General features: G+C 70.8%; 12 protein-coding genes. 5 read left to right on the top strand and 7 right to left on the bottom strand.

The features are described 5' to 3' along the window. The first annotated feature begins 84 nt into the window (after positions 1-84). Entirely contained in the window at positions 85-798 is a 714-nt protein-coding gene (locus tag VFA06_RS07315) for a metal-dependent transcriptional regulator (RefSeq protein WP_324839669.1), read from the top strand. Between the two features lie 202 nt (positions 799-1000). Here VFA06_RS07315 and VFA06_RS07310 read toward each other — a convergent pair whose 3' ends face one another. Continuing rightward, on the bottom strand, positions 1001-1681 hold the full coding sequence (locus VFA06_RS07310) for a bifunctional DNA primase/polymerase (protein WP_324839668.1): 681 nt from the start codon (positions 1679-1681) through the stop codon (positions 1001-1003). Between the two features lie 265 nt (positions 1682-1946). Here VFA06_RS07310 and VFA06_RS07305 point away from each other — a divergent pair, with 265 nt between their 5' ends. Next, entirely contained in the window at positions 1947-3362 is a 1416-nt protein-coding gene (locus VFA06_RS07305; RefSeq protein ID WP_324839667.1) for a transcriptional regulator, read from the top strand. Positions 3363-3719: 357 nt separating this feature from the next. Continuing rightward, a complete protein-coding gene (locus tag VFA06_RS07300) occupies positions 3720-5096 on the top strand; it encodes a hypothetical protein (protein ID WP_324839666.1) in 1377 nt (458 codons plus the stop codon). A 46-nt stretch (positions 5097-5142) separates the two neighbouring features. On the opposite strand, the gene VFA06_RS07295 is transcribed toward VFA06_RS07300, so the two are convergent. From VFA06_RS07295 to VFA06_RS07275, 5 genes are all read right to left on the bottom strand, one after another. Next, positions 5143-6516 carry a nitrate/nitrite transporter gene (locus VFA06_RS07295; protein ID WP_324839665.1) on the bottom strand — a complete coding sequence of 458 codons (1374 nt, stop codon included), beginning with the start codon at positions 6514-6516 and terminating at the stop codon, positions 5143-5145. A gap of 203 nt (positions 6517-6719) precedes the next feature. Beyond that, positions 6720-7064, bottom strand: a complete 345-nt coding sequence (nirD, locus tag VFA06_RS07290; RefSeq protein WP_324839664.1) for a nitrite reductase small subunit NirD — start codon at positions 7062-7064, stop codon at positions 6720-6722. Continuing rightward, positions 7061-9721 carry a nitrite reductase large subunit NirB gene (gene nirB / locus VFA06_RS07285; protein ID WP_324839663.1) on the bottom strand — a complete coding sequence of 887 codons (2661 nt, stop codon included), beginning with the start codon at positions 9719-9721 and terminating at the stop codon, positions 7061-7063. Before nirB ends, nirD begins: the two co-directional genes overlap by 4 nt. A gap of 27 nt (positions 9722-9748) precedes the next feature. Beyond that, positions 9749-11068 carry an NAD(P)/FAD-dependent oxidoreductase gene (locus VFA06_RS07280; protein WP_324839682.1) on the bottom strand — a complete coding sequence of 440 codons (1320 nt, stop codon included), beginning with the start codon at positions 11066-11068 and terminating at the stop codon, positions 9749-9751. Continuing rightward, the gene (locus tag VFA06_RS07275; protein ID WP_324839662.1) at positions 11068-13368 is read right to left on the bottom strand and encodes a molybdopterin oxidoreductase family protein; all 2301 of its coding nucleotides are present in this window, start codon (positions 13366-13368) and stop codon (positions 11068-11070) included. Before VFA06_RS07275 ends, VFA06_RS07280 begins: the two co-directional genes overlap by 1 nt. 239 nt (positions 13369-13607) lie before the next feature. Between VFA06_RS07275 and VFA06_RS07270 the strand changes: the two genes are divergently transcribed. Together VFA06_RS07270 and VFA06_RS07265 are read left to right on the top strand one after the other, a co-directional pair. Beyond that, complete coding sequence (locus VFA06_RS07270) at positions 13608-14825, top strand: uroporphyrinogen-III synthase (protein WP_324839661.1); 1218 nt, start codon at positions 13608-13610, stop codon at positions 14823-14825. A gap of 112 nt (positions 14826-14937) precedes the next feature. Next, the gene (locus tag VFA06_RS07265; RefSeq protein ID WP_324839660.1) at positions 14938-15807 is read left to right on the top strand and encodes a sirohydrochlorin chelatase; all 870 of its coding nucleotides are present in this window, start codon (positions 14938-14940) and stop codon (positions 15805-15807) included. Between the two features lie 114 nt (positions 15808-15921). On the opposite strand, the gene VFA06_RS07260 is transcribed toward VFA06_RS07265, so the two are convergent. Continuing rightward, entirely contained in the window at positions 15922-19278 is a 3357-nt protein-coding gene (locus VFA06_RS07260; protein WP_324839659.1) for a S41 family peptidase, read from the bottom strand. Between the last annotated feature and the right edge of the window lie 44 nt (positions 19279-19322).

The raw sequence follows: 19322 nt of genomic DNA, 5'->3' as shown, positions 1-19322 counted from the left end.
GGCTGATACGAGCGATTGGTTTGTCCGTCGGGTGAGTCACAATTGAGTGCACCCCATCATTCTCAAGGGCCGGAGCCGACGAGCGTGAGCGACCTGATCGACACCACGGAGATGTATCTGCGGACCATCTTCGAACTGGAAGAGGAAGGCATCGTGCCGCTGCGCGCCCGGATCGCCGAGCGCCTTGGGCAGAGCGGCCCCACGGTCAGTCAGACCGTGGCCCGGATGGCGCGTGACGGGCTGCTGACCGTGGAGGGCGACCGGCACCTGCAGCTGTCCGAGGCGGGCCGCGCCCACGCCACCCGGGTCATGCGAAAGCACCGGCTCGCCGAGCGGCTGCTGGTGGACGTGATCGGCCTGGAGTGGGACGAGGTGCACGAAGAGGCGTGCCGCTGGGAGCACGTCATGAGCGAGACCGTGGAACGGCGGGTACTCGCGCTGCTGGACAACCCGACGGTCTCACCGTACGGAAATCCGATTCCGGGCCTCGAGGAGCTGGACGCCTCGCTCAGCGCCCCCGACTTCCGGGCCGGCGGGCTGGTCTCGCTGCGCGAGGTGACGGACAAGCTGGCCGACGGCGAGCGCGCGGTGGTCGTGGTGCGCCGGATCGGCGAGCCGGTGCAGACCGACAACGAGGTCATGCACCGGCTGCGGCGGGTCGGGCTGCGGCCGGGAGCGGCGCTGGAGGTCACCCCGGCGGCCGGCGGAGTGCTGATCTCGTCGGCCGGTGAGGCGGCGGAGATCGAGCTGGACCTTGCCGCGCACGTGTTCGTGGAGGGGCGCGCGGAGAACGCCTAGCGGCTAAGGGCTGACTCGGCGTCGTTGCGGCCGAACCGGTCCCGGTCCCGGGTCCGGACTGATAACCCGATCATCAGATTGCTTATGATCGGATTATCGGGCTGGCCGGTGGGGGTAGTGGCGCGTGGCGTGCAGGGCACCTTACCGGTGCAGGCCGCAGGCGTGGGCGAGTGGCGCTGGTGCTCTTCTGCTCAGCTAGCGGTTACCGGTGCAGGCCGCAGGCGTACGCGAGCGGTGCCAGCACCTCTTCTACATCAGGCAGCCAGCGGTTCGTCTCGGAGGGCCGCCGCACCCACTGCGCGTGGCCGATCGCGCCCATCCGCGAGGGCGGCGCGACGATATAGTCCCCGGCGCCCCGGCAGGTCAGGTCCAGCGGGCTGCGGCCCCAGCCCAGCGTCGCGAGCACCTTGACCATCTTCGTACGCGCATTCGGCAGCACGAAGAAGTACATCCGCCGATTCGGGGTCGCGGCGACCGGGCCGACGTTCGTCCCCGCGCGCTCCAACCGGGCCAGGCCAAGGCAGCCGGCGGCCTCGGAGACCTCGAGCACGTCGAAGGTCCGGCCGGTGGGCAGCAGCACCGCGGCCTCGGGGTTGGCCGCCCACCACTCGTGCGCCTTGCTCGGCTGCCCGCTGATCCGCTTCTGCCAGTCGCGCTGCGCCGGATGCGTTCCAGGGGTCGGGCACCGCTCGATGCCGCAGGAACAGAACCAGCCTGCCTCGGAGCGGTGTACCGAAGTGCCCAGCGCGATCTCCCAGTGCCGGTCCTCGATGTACTCGAGGGCGGCGGTCAGCAGGCTCAGCGAGTCCCCGCTGCGGGCGGGGCCCGGCTGGGCCGGCACCGCGGCGGCGGTCCTGGGGGCGGCGGTGCGCGCGGTCGTCATCCTCGGCTCACAATCGTCTCGGTGGCCGTCCCGTTGATCGGCTCCACACCGCCGTCCAACTCCTGACGAGCTGTCACGGTTACGGTTGTAATCACTGGACTTGTGGACGCCGACGCACGCTTTACCATGTCGTGGCGTAGCGAATCAGGACTGCACCGTTACCCAGGGCTACCGCTCTCTTCGAATCGACGCTACTCTTCGCGACATATGCGCAGTTGGCTGCGATAAGACACTGCCTGTGTGGTCGAGGGAAGGGGAGACCCCGATGGCTGTTCGCACCGCCGCCGCGCGGCAACCGAATCAGCGGCTCGCCGCGTTGATTCACGAGGCCGCCTGCTCCAATGCCGGGCTGGCCCGCCGAGTCAACATGGTAGGCGCGGAGCACGGTCTCGACCTGCGATATGACAAAACGTCAGTGGCGCGTTGGCTGCGTGGCCAGCAGCCGCGCGGGATGGCCCCGACGCTGATCGCCGAGGCGCTCGGCCGCAAGCTCGGCCGGCCGGTCACCGTCGAGGAGATCGGCATGGCGGACGGCCGCAACGGCTCGTCCAGCGTCGGGCTGCACTTCGCCCCCACGGTCCAGGCCGCCATCGAGGAGGCCACGGAGCTGTGGCGGGCCGATGTGAGTCACCGTGAGTTCCTGCTCGGGTCCTCATTCGCGGTGGCCGCGCTGATCGCGCCGAGCCGCGACTGGCTGATCACCCCGCCGGACATCGAGGTCGCCAGGCCGCTGACGCTGGCCGGACGCGGGCCGCGGGTCGGCCCCGGCGACGTGTACGCGGTACGGGCCGCCACGAAGGCGTTCCGCGAGCTCGACCACCAATTCGGGTCCGGATACGTGCGCTCGATCGTCGTGCACTACCTCGACGAGGTGGTCGGCGAGATGCTGAACGGCGCCTACCCGGAGCGCACCGGGCGCGCCCTGTTCGCCGCCGCCGCTCAGCTGACCGAGCTGGCCGGATACATGGCCGTGGACACCGGGCGGCACGGACTGGCCCAGCGCTACTACATCCAGGCGCTGCGGCTCTCCCAGGCGGCCGGCGACCGCGCCTACGGCGGCTACGTGCTCGCGGCCGGCATGAGCCACCTGGCCGGGCAGCTCGGCTCCCCGCGCGAGATCACGCAGCTGGCCCGCGCGGCGCAGGAAGGTGCCCGGGAACAGGCCACCGCGACCGCGCGCTCGATGTTCTACGCGGCCGAGGCGCGCGGGCACGCGGTGCTCGGCGACGTGCGCTCCTGCGAGTCGGCTCTGCAGAAGGCGGCGGCGGAGATGGAGAAGGCCGAGCCGGAGAAGGATCCGGAGTGGATCGCGCACTTCACCCCAGCGTACCTGGCCGACGAGTTCGCGCACTGCTACCGGGACCTGGACCGGCCGCGGCAGGCCAAGGAGCACGCCGAGCGGGCGCTGGCCGCGCACGCCGAGCGGCATGTCCGTCGCCGTGCCGTCGACACCGTGATCATCGCCACGGCGTACGCGCAGGAGCGGGAGGTCGAGGCGGCCTGCGCGGCGGGTACCGCGGCGATCGACATGCTCGCGCAACTGCGCTCGCACCGCGGCGTCGAGTACCTGCACGATTTGGACCGGCGGCTTGACCCGTACCAGGAGTCGACGGCGGTACGCGGCTTCCGCGAGCGGCTCGGCCGGCTCGCGGTCCGGCAGACGGCGGCCGCTGCGGCTTGAGGGCGTCCGAGCAAGGGCGATGGCGCGAATAGGGTAAAACGGACACGCCAATCCGAGTGACCGCAGTGGGTCGACGGCGCGTCAGGTGACGGTGGACGCGCGCACGGTCGCGGATCGTGACCGTGCGCCGTCGCATCTGGCGGAACGCGGTTCGCGGGACCTCCTGGCGGGCGTATTCTGGGGCGTCCCGGTCTCGATTCCATGCCAAAGGGTGCGTGCCGGGCGACTCGACCTTGCCCGTGCGCGGTCGGTTTGGTTGGCTGAGGCGGTATTGGCTGACTCCGGCACGCGTAGTGCGCCCCGCGCGCCCGCCGCGACCAGCGAGCCAGTGCCGTTGCTTTGTGAGGATTGTGCGCCGTGTCCCAGTTGCCGGAAACGCCCGCCGCCGGATGGTCCGAGCAGGATTACGACCCCTCGGCCTACGGCAGGCCGGAGGAGGTGCCGCCCGCCCAGGGTGCGGTACCGCAGCAGGCTGCGCCTGAGCAGCCTGCCGCACCACAGTACGGACAGGCGCAGACCGGATGGCAGCAGGACACCGAGCCGGATTGGGGAGCCTCACAGCAGGGCTACCCGGGCCCGTCCGACTACGGAGCGCAGAGCGGCTACGCGGGACAGGGGCAGGCGGGCTACGCGGCCCAGCCCGGTTACGGGGCGGGCCCGGCCGAGCAGGCGATGATGATGCAGGACAGCGGTTCCGGGCTGCCGACCGAGTTCGACCACCTATTCCGTGACTCCACCCCGGACAGCCGTCGCGCTATAGATCGCCAGAAGCCGATGATCGGCGGCGCCGCGCCCGGGTACCTGCAGGGCGCGCAGCAGCAGCAACAGCAGCCGGCCGAGGCGGCACCCGTGGCGGAGAACCCTGGCGCCGAGCAGCTGGCCGCGCCGCAGGGTGCCCCCTACCAGCAGTATCCGCAGCAGCAGGGCTTTCCGCAGGCCGAGCAGTACGAGAACGCGCAGTATCAGGGCGCTGGATACCCGAACGGCCAGTATCAGGATCCGCAGTACCAGGCCGCGCAGTTCCAGGGCGGCCAGTACGGCCAGCCGGCCGGTTACCCGCAGGACCAGATGGGCTATGGCGGTCCCGGCGGGTACGACGACGGCAGCGGGTACGGCGGCCCCGGGGGCGGCGGCGGCCTGCGCAACCGCAAGGGCCTGATCATCGGGGGCGCGGTGGCGGTCGTGGCGGTGATCGGCATCATCGTCGCGGTGACCTCCAACAGCTCGTCCGGCAAGCCGCAGGCCGGTTCCGGAACCCCCACCGCGGTGGCGAGCAAGGCCAGCCCGAAGCAGCAGGCCGATCAGATCTACCAGCTGATCCAGCAGTCCGGACAGCTGCGCTCGGACGCCAACACCGGCGTCGTCGAAGTGAATGCGTGCAAGAACCTCGCCGACGCGCAGACCCTGCTTTCGGACACCGCGCAGAAGCGCCAGGCGCAGGCCGACAGCGTCGCGAAGATCGACGTTTCCGGCATCGCGAACGGTACCGAGCTGGTCAACCAGCTCAAGGCGGCGTGGACCGCTTCCGCGCAGTACGACTCGGCGTACGCGCAGATCGCCGGGGACTTGCAGGGCAACTGCAAGACCAGCGCGGTGAAGAAGGACCCGAACTACAAGACGAGCAACGAGCAGGCCGTGGCCGCGGACAACGCGAAGGCCCAGGCGGCGCAGCTGTGGAACGCCAATGTCGCCACGCCGCTCGGCGAGTCGCAGATCACTGAGGGCAGGCTGTAGCGGCGCCGGTCCGAGGACCAGCGCCGCCGCGCCGGGTGGTGCTTGCTCAGACCCCGGTCAGCTTGCGCGTGCCCGGCCGCAGGTACACGGTCCAGGTGACCAGGAAGCAGAGCCCGTAGAAGGCGATGAAGCCGATGTACGCGGCGTTGCCCGACTTGTAGGTCAGGAACGATTCGCGGAAGGCGAAGTTCACCAGCGCCCCGCCGAACGCCCCGGTGGCCGCCGCGATGCCGATCAGAGCGCCGGACATGCGGCGCGCCTCACGCTGAGCCAACGCCGTGTCCGCACCGCCTTCGATCGCCTTGTTCGCCTTGGCCCGGAAGATCGCCGGGATCATCTTGTACGCCGAGCCGTTGCCGATCCCGCTGAACACGAACAGCAGGATGAATCCGGTGACGAAAAGCGGCAGCGACTTCTGCTGCGAGGCGACGAACACCAGCACCGCGGCCAGCGTCATCAGCACGAAGTTCGTGAAGGTGACCTTCGCGCCGCCGATCCGGTCCGCCAGCGCGCCGCCGACCGGGCGGATCAGCGAGCCGAGCAGCGGGCCGAGCCACACGATGTCGGCGGCCTGCCGCGGGGTCCACTTGAACTGCACCTGCAGCACCTGCCCGAAGGCGAAGCTGAAGCCGATGAAGCTGCCGAAGGTGCCGATGTAGAGCAGCGACATGATCCAGGTGTGCGGATCCTTGGTCGCGTCCCGCATGGCCCGCTTGTCGTTGCGCATCTGGGTCAGGTTGTTCATGAACAGCGCGGCGCCGAGTGCCGCGATCACGACCAGCGGAATGTAGATGCCCAGCAGCAGGCGCGGGTGCGCGATGCCGGCGGTGGCCAGCACGAGCAGCCCGAGCAGTTGCACGACCGCGACGCCGATGTTGCCGCCGCCGGCGTTGAGGCCCAGCGCGGCGCCCTTGAGCCGGTCAGGGTAGAAGGCGTTGATGTTGGCCATGGAGGAGGCGAAGTTGCCCCCGCCCACTCCGGCGACGGCAGCGACGATCATCAGGGTGGTGTAGGACACGCCGGGCTTGAGCACGAGGGCGGCCAGGATGCACGGCACCAGCAGCAGGCTGGCGCTGAACACGGTCCAGTTGCGGCCGCCGAACTTGGCCACCGCGAAGGTGTACGGCAGCCGCAGCACCGATCCGACCACGGTCGGCACGGTGGTCAGGAAGAACTTGCCGGCCGGGTCCACGTGGTAGGCCGGCCCGAGGAAGAGCACGAACACGGACCACAGGCTCCACACCGAGAACCCTAGGTGCTCGGCGAAGATGGACAGGATCAGGTTGCGCCGGGCGGTGCGGGAGCCCTCACGCTCCCAGAACGCCTCGTCCTCCGGATGCCAGTCGGTGATAGCGGCCCCGGGTCGGGGCGGGCTGATCACAGCGGTGTTGCCTGCGCCTGTCGATGTCTCGGCGCTCATCGTCGCCTCCTACGGCAGTGGTGGGTGCGGGGGTGAGGTGCGGCGTCAACGGGTGAAGGGCACCTGATGGCACTGAAGGTAGAAAGCGGGCGTTTCAGCGAGCTAGCGGGCGGCGACGCGTGCGGTCAACTACCCCGCACGCGCCGCGGATCGGCTTGTGACATCCCGGCGCCGAGTCACGTCACGCCCGGATTGCCGCGAGCTCAGCGCTGCACCCAGACCAGGCCGCGGTACCGCCGGATCGGGTAAGTCGGCAAGGCGACCGTAGGATCGTCCAGGCAGGTCCCGCTGCGCAGGTCGAAGACGTGCTTGTACATCGGTGAGGCGACGGTCGGGATGCCGTCGCGCGAGCCGGTGACGCCGCGCGAGATGACGTAGGCGCCCGAGTACGGGTCCCGGTTGCCGATCGCGTACAGCTCGCCGGGCGTCGTGCGGAAGACCGCGATCTGGACGCCGTCGATCAGCGCCGCGACGCCGCGCCCCGGGGTCAGCTCGGCGTATCGACACACCGCGGTCCAGGTCCGCTGCTTGCCGGCGGTCACGGTCATGCTCCCACCTCCGCCGGGACCAGGCTGTCGGCGCCGTCGGGCCCGGCGGCCGCCTCGGCTAGCTCGTCGGCGGAGTCGCGGTCGGACCCAGAGTCTTGATCAAGGTCGCGGCCGGGCGGCGGCCCGATGGTCAGCAGCGGCTTGATCTGGCCTCGTTCGACCTCGAATTTGATCTCCGGGTCCGGGGTCTGCGGGGCGTTGACGAAGGAGACGAAGCGGCGCAGCGTCTCGGGGTCCTCGATGGCCGCGCGCCACTCGTCGCTGTAGCTCTCGACGTGCTGCGCCATCAGCCGGTCCAGCTCGGCGCACAGGCCCAGCGAGTCCTCCAGGATGACGGCCTTGAGGTGGTCGAGCCCGCCCTCCATCCGCTCGATCCAGGAGGCGGTGCGCTCGAGCCGGTCCGCGGTGCGGATGTAGAACATCAGGAACCTGTCGATGGTGCGGATCAGCTCCTCGGTGGACAGGTCCTTGGCGAACAGGTCGGCGTGCCGGGGGCGGAAGCCGCCGTTGCCGCCGACGTAAAGGTTCCAGCCCTGCTCGGTCGCGATGACGCCGAAGTCCTTGCTCTGCGCCTCGGCGCACTCGCGCGCGCAGCCGGAGACCGCGGCCTTGACCTTGTGCGGGGATCGCAGCCCTCGATAACGCAGCTCCAGCTCGATGGCCATCTTCACCGACTCCTGCACGCCGTACCGGCACCACTCGGAGCCGACGCAGCTCTTGACCGTGCGCAGCGCCTTGCCATAGGCGTGCCCTGATTCGAATCCGGCGTCGACGAGGCGGCGCCAGATCTGCGGCAGCTGCTCGACCCGCGCGCCGAACAAGTCGATGCGCTGGCCGCCGGTGATCTTCGTGTAGAGCCCGAAGTCCCTGGCCACCTCGCCGATCACGATCAGCTTCTCCGGGGTGATCTCCCCGCCGGGGATGCGCGGCACCACCGAGTAGCTGCCGTTGCGCTGGATGTTGGCCAGGAAGTGGTCGTTGGTGTCCTGCAGCGCGGCCTGCTCGCCGTCCAGGATGTGCTTCGGCGCGCCGTTGCGCTTCGCCGCGCCGAGAGTGCCGCCGAGCGAGGCCAGGATCGAGGCCACCGCCGGCTTGCAGATCTCGCAGCCGTCCGACTCGCCGTTGCCGTGCTCGGCCAGCAGTCGCGCGAACGAGTCGATCCCGGTGACCAGCACGATCTCGTACAGCTCGGCGCGGCTTTGCTCGAAGTGCCGGCACAGCGCCTTCGAGGTCTGCACGCCGGCGGCGGAGAGCAGTTGGCCGAGCAGCGGCACGCAGGAGCCGCAGCCGGTGCCCGCCTTGGTGCAGCCCTTGATCGCGGCCACGTCGGCGCAGCCCTGTTCGTGGATCGCCGCGTTGATCGAGCCCTTGGTCACGTTGTGGCAGCTGCACACGGTGGCCGAGTCGGGTAGCGCGTCCGGTCCGAGGGCCGGTCCCGCGCCCGAGCCGGCAGGCAGCAGCAGTTGTTCCGGCGTCGCGGGAAGCGGGGCGTCGGTCCCGGCGAGCGGGCGCAGCGTCGCGTAAGCCGAGGCGTCGCCGACCAGGATGCCGCCGAGCAGCCGGCCGTCCTCGCCGATGACCAGCTTCTTGTAGAGCCCGGCGGTCGAGTCGCTGTAGAGGGCCGAGAGCGCGCCGGGCGTGTTGCCGAAGGCGTCGCCGAAGGAGGCGACCTCGACGCCGAGCAGTTTGAGCTTGGTGGACAGGTCGGCGCTGCGGAACGGCGCGGGGTCCGCGCCGAGCAGGTGATCGGCGACCGTCTCAGCCATCGCATATCCCGGCGCGACGAGACCGTACACGCGTCCGTCCACAGCCTGTGCGCATTCGCCGATCGCGTAGATCGAGGGATCCTCGGTGCGGCACAGCTCATCGACCCGAATGCCGCCGCGTTCGCCGACAGCGAGGCCGCACTCGCGGCCGAGTTGGTCGCGGGCCCGCACCCCGGCGGCGAACACCACCAGATCGACTGGCAGTGCGCTGAGGTCGTCGCCCTTCGCGAGTACGAGCGCGTATACCGCGCCGCCCTCACCGATCTCCACGGCCTCGGTGCGCGTCGAGCAGTGCACTGTGACGCCGAGGTCGTTGATCCGCGACAGCAGCGCCTGGCCGCCGCCCTCGTCGACCTGCACGCCCATCAGCCGCGGGCCGAACTCGATCACGTGCGTCTCCAGGCCCATGGCCTTAAGCGCTCCGGCGGCCTCCAAGCCGAGCAGGCCGCCGCCGACCACCGCGCCGACCTTGCGGCCGGCCGCGAAGTCCTTGATCGCTTCGACGTCGTCGATCGTGCGGTACACGAACGCGCCGGTCGCGTCGTGGCCCGGAACGGGCGGCACGAACGGGTACGAGCCGGTCGCCAGAACCAGGTCGTCGTAACGGAATTCGGCGCCGGAGGCGGTCATGACGACCTTGCGCTCCCGGTCTATCGCGGTCGCCGGATCCCCAAGCTTCAACTCGACGCCCGGCGGCGCGGGGTAGGTCAGATCCGCGGGGTCCTTACCGTCGAACAGGGCACTGAGATGGACTCGGTCATAGGCCTCACGCGGCTCCTCGCCGAGCACCGTGATCTGAACGGGCGTCGTGCTGTTTGCCGCACGCTCGGCCAACAGCTCAGCGCAGCGGTGCCCCACCATGCCATAGCCGACGATGACGATTTGCCGCATCGTGAATCGGTTCCTTTCTGCGGTAGGTCAAACCGCGGTATCGAACAGCAGGTCGAGCGGGTTCTCTGGCAGCGGGCCCGGCTGATCGACCAGCCGGGTTAGGCGGGCCGCGGCGGAGACATCGCCGATGAGCACGGAGCTGACCACACGGCCGCCGTGCACGGTCACCGCGCGATGCGTACCGCCGACGGGGTCGGTCAGACGCACCGTGCGCGCGACGTGATCGGGCCGCGATTCGGCCACCAGCGACGGCGCGGCGGCGAGGATGGCCACGTCCACGCCGGTCGCGGTGAGCCTGGCTATCGTCGATGAGCCCTGATAGAGCGCCGGGCCGCCCAGCAGTCGTTCGGCCAGCACCTCGGCCTGCTCTAGGGCGGGCGCGGCCAGGCCGTGCGCGGCGCGCAGGCTGCGGTGGACGCGGGTGCAGTCCCCGATCGCGTGCACGTGCGGGTCGGTGACGCTGGTCAGCCGCTCGTCGACGAGGATTCCGTTGTCCACGGCCAGCCCGGCGCGCGCGGCCAGGCCGGTGGCCGGGGCGCTTCCGCAGGCCAGCAGGACGAGATCGGCGTCCAGGCGGAAGCCGTCGGCCAGTTGCACACCGGTCAGCCGGCCCTCGCGGTCGCGCAGCACCGAGCGGACCCGGCATTCAAGATGCACTTCAATTCCGAGGCCGCGCGCGGTGCGGGCGAGGATCGCGGCCGCGTCGGCGTCGAGCCGGTGGTCGAGCAGATGCGAGCCCTGATGGATGAGCACGACTTCCAGTCCGCGCAGCGTCAGACCCCTGGCGCACTGCACGCCGAGCAGGCCGCCGCCGACCACGACGGCCCGCAGCTTGCGCGCGTGACCGTTGAGTGCAGAGCCGTTCAGCGCAGAGCCGTTGAGCGCGGCGCCGCCGCGTTCCACCGCGGTGAGCTGGTCCTGGATGCGGTCCAGGTCGACCAGCGTCCGCAGCGTGTGCACGCCGGGCTTGAGCCCGTGCTCGTCGCGGATGCCGCCGAGCGGCGGCAGCACCGGGTTGGCCCCGGTGGCCAGCACCAGTTCGTCGTACGGCAGCACCGAGCCGTCGTCGCCGTGAACCAGGCGCCGCTCGCGGTCGATCTCGGTGGCGCGGACCCCGGCGCGCACGGTCACGCGCGAGTCATCGGGCTCTGACAGGTCGATGCGACGCTGGTCGATCCGGCCGGCCAGCACCTCTGGAAGCAGAACCCTGTTGTACGGCGCCCCGCTCTCCGCGCCGAGCACGGTCACTTCGAAGTCTCCGGCCGGCGTGTGCCGCCCGGCCCGCAGCAGCCGCGCCACCAGGTGATGACCGGCCATGCCGTATCCGATCACGACGATCCGGCGCATCACGGCTCAGCTCCCGCCTCGGCGACCGCGACGTGCGACGGCAGTTCCAGCCGCACCGCGCAGGTCTTGAACTCCGGCATCTTCGAGGTCGGATCCAGGGCTGGGTTGGTCACCGAGTTCGCCCGGCCGGGGCCAGGCCAGTGAAACGGCATGAACACCGTGTCCGGCCGTATGGCGCGGCTGATCCGCGCCGGGGCGGTGGCCGTCCCGCGCCTGCTGACCACGCTGACCGCCGCGCCCTCGGCCACGCCCAGCGCGCGGGCGAGGTCCGGGTGCAGCTCGACGAACGGTTCCGGCGCGGCCTGGTTGAGCGCGCCGACGCGGCGAGTCTGCGCCCCGGACTGGTATTGCGCGAGCACCCGGCCGGTGGTCAGCCGGTAAGGGTACTGATCGTCCGGCTCCTCGGCCGAGGGGCGGTAGTCGACCGGCACGAAGCGCGCGCGGCCGTCCGGGGTCGGGAAGGTGCGCTCGAAGAGGCGGGGCGTACCGTCCGGGCTCTGCTCGCCGCACGGCCAATACAGTTCCTCGCCGCGCTCAAGCCGCTCGTGGGTGACCGCGCTGTAGTCGGCGATGCCGCCCGCGCTCGCGCGGCCCAGCTCGGCGAACACCTCGGCCGGGTCGGCGGAGAGCTTGCCACCCAGCCGCGCGGCCAGCTCCGCCAGGATCTCCAGGTCGGTGCGCACGCCGGGATGCGGCGCGATCGCGGCCGGACGCAGCAGGATCCGGCCCTCCAGGTTCGTCATGGTGCCGGTCTCCTCGGCCCACTGCGCGCTGGGGAGTACGACGTCTGCGATCGCCGCGGTCTCGGAGAGCACCAGATCGCAGACCGCGAGGAAGCCGAGCGAGCGCAGCCGGGCCTCGGTCTGCGCCGCGCCCGGGGCGCTCACCAGCAGGTTCGAACCCATGATCAGGAGCGCGTCGATGCGGCCCGGCGTCGCGGCACCGTCGGCGCCATCCTTGGGATCGGTGCTGCCGGTGCCGTCGATGTCGCGACCGCAGCGCGCCAGCAGCTCGGTCGCGCTCGGACCGGGGCCGGGCAGCTCGTCCGGGTCGACGCCCCAGACCGCCGCCACGTGCTCGCGCGCCGCGGGATCGTCCAGCTTGCGGTAGCCCGGCAGCTGATCAGACTTCTGACCATGCTCGCGGCCGCCTTGTCCGTTGCCCTGGCCGGTCAACGCGCCGTAACCCGAGCCGGGGCGTCCCGGGAGGCCGAGGGCCAGCGAAAGGTTGATCCAGGCGTTGACCGTGTCCGTGCCCTTGCTGTGCTGTTCGGTCCCGCGCGCGGTGAGGATCATCGCGCCGCCGAACTCGGCCTCAGTGTTCTGGGTCTCAGTGTTCTGGGTCGCCGCCGCGCGCGCGGCCCGAGCGGCCTCGGCCAGCGTCGTGACCGTCTGGTACATCGCGGCGACCGGCACTCCGGTCAACCGCTCGACCCGCTCCGGCCAGTACGCGGTGGCGATGCGCCGCGCGTCATCGAAGCCGTTGGTGCGCTCCGCGACGTACTGCTCGTCAACCAGGCCTTCCGCGACCGCTATATGCAGCATCCCGAGCGCGAGCGCCAGATCCGATCCCGGCACCGGCTGCAGGTGCCGATCGGCCAGCTCGGCGGTCCGGGTGCGCCGCGGATCCACGGTGATCACCGTGCCGCCGGCCTCGCGCGCCGCCGTGAAGTGCCGCATGATCGGCGGCATCGTCTCCGCCGGATTCGCGCCGACCAGCAGAATCGCCCGGGCCCTGCGGATGTCGCGCACCGGGAACGGCAGCCCTCGGTCCACGCCGAAAGCCCGGTTCTGCGCCGCCGCGACCGACGACATACAGAACCGGCCGTTGTAGTCGATGTTCGGGGTCTTGAGCACGGTTCGCGCGAAGCGGCCGAGCTGGTAGGCCTTCTCGTTGGTCAGCGAGCCGCCGCCGAAGATCGCGACCGCCTCCGGGTCACGCGCGCCGAGTTCCCGTGCGACCCGGTCGAGCGCCTCTTCCCAGGAGGCGGGCCGCAGCTCGGCACCGCGTTCATCGCGGATCAGCGGTGTGGTCAGCCGCAGCCGCGGACTGAGCAGTTCTGCGGCGCTTGCGCCCTTGCCGCACAGCGCGCCCTCGTTCACCGGGAACGCGGCACGCCCGACGACCTCCAGAGCCGGACCATCGCCGTGCGTGCCGTCCCCCGTGTCCCCCCGCCCGGTGCGACGCACCGGCACCGAACCATGTCCGGCCACCGCCGGGCGGAGCTCGATACCGCACTGAAGCGCGCAGTACGGACAGTGGCTACGACCGCCGTCCGCGGCTTCAGGCTTTCCCGTCATGCCTACGACGGTGCGGCGTCGCTATGACGCGTCTGGGTCCAGCCGATTTCGGCGCGCGCACGTGTTTTTCACTCCGCTCGAAAGGGCTTGTGCGCGTCATGGGAGGGCGGCTGCCGCCGCTCCTGGCCCCTGAGCTCGCTCACTCTGTCAAGTGACACGTAACGTGGGGTCGGCGACCCTTACCGGTGCGTAGCGGCTCGGCAACATATCCGTAACGGTGTGCGGCCACTGTTTCGGACATGGCACTGGCAGAGGCGATCGAATCCACCCCCTCGGCTACGGACGGCCCGAACCCGACCAGCACGGTATTCGAGGAGTTCCCGCTCACCGGCTGCGTCGTGGCCGTCACGGCCGACCGGAGGCGCGATGATCTCGCCTCGCTGCTGCGGCGGCGCGGCGCGAAGGTCATCGAGACCCCGACCCTCCGGCTCGTCCCGCTCGACGACGACGCCGCGCTGCGTAAGGCCACCAACGAGTGTCTAATCTCGCAGCTCGACTACGCGGTGGCGACCACGGGCAGCGGATGGCGCGGATGGATGTCGGCGGCCGAGAGCTGGGGCCTGGGCGACGAACTCAACCGGGTACTCAGCAACGCGGTCCTCGTCTCGCGCGGACCTAAGGCTACGGGCGCCGTACGTGCCTCCGGCCTGCGTGAAAGCTACAGCGCACCCTCGGAGTCGTGCGATGAGCTGCTGGCTTACCTGCTCGACCTTGGCGTTAAGGGCAAACGGATAGCGGTACAGCAGTACGGCGTCGAGAACCCGGCGGAGGACACCCGCTTTGTTACCGCACTGCGCGAAGCCGGTGCGGTCGTCGTGGACATTCCGGTCTACCGCTGGGGACCGCCCTCCGACCGCGCGGCCGTGCGCCGCCTCGTTGACGCGATCGTGCGCCGCGAAGTGCACGCGGTCAGCTTCACCTCCGCGCCCGGCGTGACCGCGCTGCTGGAAGCGGCCGCGGTCACCGGCGCGCTCGATCAACTCCTGGTCGCGCTGCGCACGGACGTCACGGCCGTGTGCGTCGGACCGGTCTGTGCTCGACCGCTGGAAGCGCTCGACGTGCGCGCAGTGTGGCCGGACCGGGCCCGGCTCGGCGCGATGGTGGCCACGCTCTGCTCGGTCCTGCCGCCGAAGATCCGCAACGAGTTCCCGATCGACGAGCATCGGACCCTGACGCTGCAAGGCCTCGCCGCGGTCGTCACCGGAGCCGAGCCGGTCCTGCTCGCCCCGCTGCCGGCCGCCGTGCTCGCGGAGCTCGGCCGCCGTCCCGGCTGGGTGGTCTCCCGCGCCGACCTGCTGCGGCGGGTGTGGGGACCGCGCGGCGCCGGATCGGGCGGACGGGACGAGCACGCGGTCGAAGCGACCGTCGCGCGGCTGCGTACCGCGCTCGGGCCTGACGCGTCGTTGATCAAGACGGTGACGAAGCGCGGCTATCGCCTGGCCATCGACCCGGCCTGACCGCTGAAGGCCAGACCCGGACCAGGACCCGTGCCCGAACCCGGGGCCGAACACCGAACGTCCGCAGCACGGCATCCCGCACCGCACCGGCTAAGCAAGGAGGAACCCTGAGATGTCCGTGCCGGTGCTTGGGCTGACCTCGTTCCGTGAGCCGCGGCCCGCTTGGTTGCCCGCGCCTCCCGGAGTGCTGCCGCCGCCGCGCGCGGACGTGCCGCTGCTCGCCGTGGCACACGGCACCAACGATCCAGCCGGCCTGGAAACCCTGGACGCGCTCCTGGAGCGAGTGAGGTTCCTGCGTCCCGGGGTGGAGACGTCGCTGGCGTTCGTCTCGGTCGCCCGGCCTCGGGTAGCCGACGAACTCGCCCGGCTGCTGGCCGAAGGCGTGACCGAGCTCGTGATCATGCCGCTACTGCTCGGCTCCGGCTATCACGTGCGGCACGACATTCCGCGCGCCCTGCGACAGGTCGCGGCGCAGCCGGCCGGCCGCACCGCCATGATCTACCAAGCGGCCGCGCTCGGTCCCGATCCGCTGCTCGCCGCGGCGATGCAGGACCGGCTGTCCGCGGCCCGCGGCACCGTCTTCGGCACGCAGGTGGTCCTCGCCGCCGCGGGCTCGGCAGACCGGCGCGCCAATGCCGACGCGGTCGCCATGGCCGGGCTGCTCGCCGAGCGCCTGGGCATGCCCGTGCGCACCGGTTATGTGACGACCGCCGAGCCGAACATCAGCACCCTGCTGGCGCGGCTGGCCCGCCGTGGCCGGCCGGTCGCGGTGGCCACCTACCTGCTCTCCTCCGGCGAGTTCAGCCGGCGGATCAACGAGAGCGCGACCCTTGCGGCGCTCGACACGGACAACCCGCGCCGAATGACGGTCAGCGCGCCACTCGGCGCCCACGACCAGGTGGCGCGCCTCATCCTGCGCAGGTACGACGCCGCGCTGGCCGGGCCGCCGGCCGATCTCGGCGGCCCGACCCCGGAGGACTGAGAGCGAGGCGGCGTCAGGGCCGCTCCAACCCCTGGTGACTCGCACGGCGAGGCGCTCACTGCGCCTCATTCCGCGCCGGCCTTAAGTCTGCGGGGACCTGGATCTGCGCCGGCCTTAGATCTGCGGGGGCCTGGCCCGCGGCCTGCTCTCCAGCGCCTCCAAGGCCATCCGGATCGCCGTCTCCAACTGCGGGTCCCGCCCGGCCACCGCGTCGTGCGGCGGGAACGGCACCTCGATGTCCGGATCGACCCCGTAATTCTCCACGCCCCAGCCGCTGCCGCCCTCGAACCAGAACGCGAACTTCGGCTGCGTGACGCCCGTGCCGTCCACCAGCGTGTACTTGGAATCGATACCGATCACGCCGCCCCAGGTCCGCATCCCGACGACCGGCGCGATGCCGTACAGCTTGATCGCCTGGGTCACGATGTCGCCGTCGGAACCCGCGTACTCGTCGGTGACGGCCACGATCGGGCCGAGCGGCGCCTCGCCCGGGTAGCTGACCGGCTCGGAATGCCGGGAGCGCGCCCAGCCGATCACCTTGCGCGCCAGCTTCTCCACCACCAGCTGCGAGGTGTGACCGCCGCCGTTCTCCCGCAAGTCGAGCACCAGGCCCTCGGCGTCGAACGCGGTACGCAGGTCCCGGTGGAACTCCGCCCAGCCGAACGACATCATGTCCGGCACGTGAAGGTAGCCAAGCCTTCCATCGGAGGCCTCTCGTACCGCAGCGCGGCGCTGCTGAACCAGGTCGTGGTACCGCAGCACGCCCTCGCTCGACAGCGGCGTGACAACCACACGCCGGTCCGCCGCGCCGTTTCTGCGCAGCGTCAGCTCGACCGGCTTGCCTGCCTTACCGCCCAGCAGCGCGTTCGGGCCGTGCATCGGATCGACCGGCTGCCCGTCCACGGCCACGATGGCGTCGCCGGGCTTGGCCGCGACACCGGGAGCGGCGAGTGGGGAGCGCGCCGCGATGACCGAGGACTCTCCCCGCAGCACCCTGCCGATCCGCCAGGTCCCGTCCTGGTCCGGGGCGAGATCCGCGCCGAGCAGGCCTTGGGCCAGCGCCTCGTACGTGCCCGCCGCCGGAGGCCGCACGTAGGCGTGCGAGGCGCCGAGCTCGCCTTGCATCTCCCAGAGCAGGTCGTGCAGGTCGTCCTGCGAGCCGATCCGGTCCAGCAGCGGCCGGTAGCGCTCGGCCATGGCCGGCCAGTCGACCCCGGCCATGTCGGCGCGCCAGAAGTTGTCCCGCATCAGCCGCCAGGCCTCGTGGAACATCTGCGTCCACTCGGCCGCCGGATCCACGGTGACCCGGACCCGGTCCAGGTCCACGGCGACCGCGTCTTCGTCGTCCTTCGCGTCGGAGGCCTTCACCTTCAGCTCCCCGCCGTCCGAATAGGCCAGCCGCGCGCCGTCGCCGGAGACGGCGAAGTCGTCAAGCTCCTCGAGGATCGTCGAGCGCTTGCGCTTCTCCAGGTCGTAGCGGATCAGGCTGGGCTTGGGATGCTCGTCGGACGCACCTATCGCCGCCTCGTGCAGCTCACCCGTGCGCGGATAGTCCATCCACACCACGCCGCCCTTGACCGCGTGCAGCGCCCGGTAGCGGCCGGCCTCGACCGGGAACGGCACAACGCGGTCCTCGATGCCCTCGAAGTCGACGACGATCGAGGATGCCCCAGAGTCGGAATCTGACTCGTCGTCATCCTGCGCGCCCGACTCGGCGCGCGACGCACCGGCAGCGCCCGCCCTGTCCCTGTCCTTCTCCGGCGACACGGGCCGGCCGTTGAGTTCAGGCGCGAACGGGGACGGGGTCGTCTCGGCGAGCGGAACGAGGTACGGCCGCACGCCCGGCAGGAACCCGAGGTCGAAAACGTGATCGTCGTAGACCGTGTCGAAGACCCGGTTGGAGAGGAACGCCAAGTGCTTGCCGTCGTGCGTGAAGACCGGGCAGGTGTCGTCGAAGCGCGCGGTTGTAACGTCCACGATGGTCTGGTCCGACAGCCTGGCCAGCCGGATGTGCGAGCTGCCCCAGGCGCTCCAGGGCTGAGCCCAGGCCAAATACGCGGAGTCCGGGGAGAACGCGAGCCCGTGCACTTCGTCGTTCGTGCTGCGCACGAGTTCGGTGACCGTTCCGGCCTCCGGCGCGCGTTCCGTCGCCGTCTCGTTCGATTCGACGTCCTCCGCGCTGCTGCCGCTCTCTGAGCCCTCGGCGGCGGCAGCGGGGGCTTCCCCTGCACCCAGTTCGACGAGCAGCAGCCGGCCGTCGTGCGTCGCGACCGCGGCGCGCTTGCCGTTCGGCGAGAGCGCGAGTTCGAGTACGTGGCCGAGCTGACCGTGCGCCAGTCTCCGCGTTACCGAACCGTCTGCCGCGATAACGTCCAGACCGTCTTCGCCGCCGGCGTCCGATACGCAGACGACAGTTGAGGTCCCCGGCACGATCTTCGGCAGCTTTCCACGCACTCCCGGCGTACCGAGCAGCGTGCGTGCCGGACCATCCTTCGCGGGCAGCCAGTGCACGGTCCCGCGCACCTCGGTCGCGAGAACACGACCGGTCTTGCACAGCGAGAAGCCGCCGAGCGCATACCGCGTCGACACCGGAAACTTGGCACGACCGGAGCGCACCCCGCCGAGCCGGACGTCGAGCCGGACCGGTTCGCCGTCAAGCGAATCGAGCAGCCACAGATCGCCGGCGCACTGGTACACGACCCTGGCGCCGTCCGTCGTCGCGTGCCTCGCGTAATACGTGCCGAGATCGGTGTGCCGGCGCAGCTGCGAGCCGTCGGGCAGCGCCGAGTACAGCGCGCCGACTCCCTCGTGGTCCGAGAGGAAGACCACCCGATCGCCGATCCACATCGGGTTGACCAGATGGTTGCCGACCTCGCCCAGAATCCGCCGGTACTCCACGCCGTCCGGCGAGTACCAGATCTTGCCGCCGGTCCCGCCGCCATAGCGCTTCCAGCGCGCGGGCTCCGCGTAAGTCGGCGAGCCGACCAGAACCGCACCATTCGGCGCGACCGACACATCACTCGCGGGCCCATAGGGCAGCAACCGGGCCACGCCCTCAAGGGGAACCCCGAACGCCCGCGTGCGCATCGTGTCGTGCTGGCCGGTGTTGCTGATCACGAGGACTTCGTCGTCTGACAGCCAACCGCGCACCGCGATGCGTCCATCGCCCCAGTGCGTAAGCCGCTGCACCGGTCCGCCATCCACCGGCACCGAGTACACCTCGCGCGCCGAGCCCCGGGCGAGCGAGGCCGAGGCTTCACGGGTGGAGGTCCACGCGACGCGCGTGCCCGAGGGGTTCAGCCGCGGATTCAGTACGGGTACCTGGTCCGCGGTCAGCCGCCAGGCCCGGCTCCCGGCAGCCCCGCCGCCTGTGGCCTCGGTCAGGGATGCGAGCCAGATATCGTCCTCGGCGACGAAGGTCACCAGGTCCCCGGACAGATGCGGGTACCGAAGATATGAAGAAGAGGCCACGGCCTGACGATATCCGGGCACCGGCGCTCTGGGCGACGGAAATC

The organism is Actinocrinis sp., assembly GCF_035653575.1.
GTDB lineage: Bacteria > Actinomycetota > Actinomycetes > Streptomycetales > Catenulisporaceae > Actinocrinis.
The sequence above is the reverse complement of the archived record's forward strand: the minus strand, read 5'-3'. Positions and strand labels throughout refer to the sequence as shown.

Bases quoted from the DNA above. Each gene is read 5' to 3' on its own strand.
- nirD (WP_324839664.1), bottom strand. From the start codon at position 7,064: ATGACCGTGACCGCCGGCAAGCAGCGGACCTGGACCGCGGTGTGTCGA.
- VFA06_RS07275 (WP_324839662.1), bottom strand. From the start codon at position 13,368: ATGACGGGAAAGCCTGAAGCCGCGGACGGCGGTCGTAGCCACTGTCCG.
- VFA06_RS07280 (WP_324839682.1), bottom strand. From the start codon at position 11,068: ATGCGCCGGATCGTCGTGATCGGATACGGCATGGCCGGTCATCACCTG.
- VFA06_RS07270 (WP_324839661.1), top strand. From the start codon at position 13,608: ATGGCACTGGCAGAGGCGATCGAATCCACCCCCTCGGCTACGGACGGC.
- nirB (WP_324839663.1), bottom strand. From the start codon at position 9,721: ATGCGGCAAATCGTCATCGTCGGCTATGGCATGGTGGGGCACCGCTGC.
- VFA06_RS07310 (WP_324839668.1), bottom strand. From the start codon at position 1,681: ATGACGACCGCGCGCACCGCCGCCCCCAGGACCGCCGCCGCGGTGCCG.
- VFA06_RS07265 (WP_324839660.1), top strand. From the start codon at position 14,938: ATGTCCGTGCCGGTGCTTGGGCTGACCTCGTTCCGTGAGCCGCGGCCC.
- VFA06_RS07295 (WP_324839665.1), bottom strand. From the start codon at position 6,516: ATGAGCGCCGAGACATCGACAGGCGCAGGCAACACCGCTGTGATCAGC.
- VFA06_RS07305 (WP_324839667.1), top strand. From the start codon at position 1,947: ATGGCTGTTCGCACCGCCGCCGCGCGGCAACCGAATCAGCGGCTCGCC.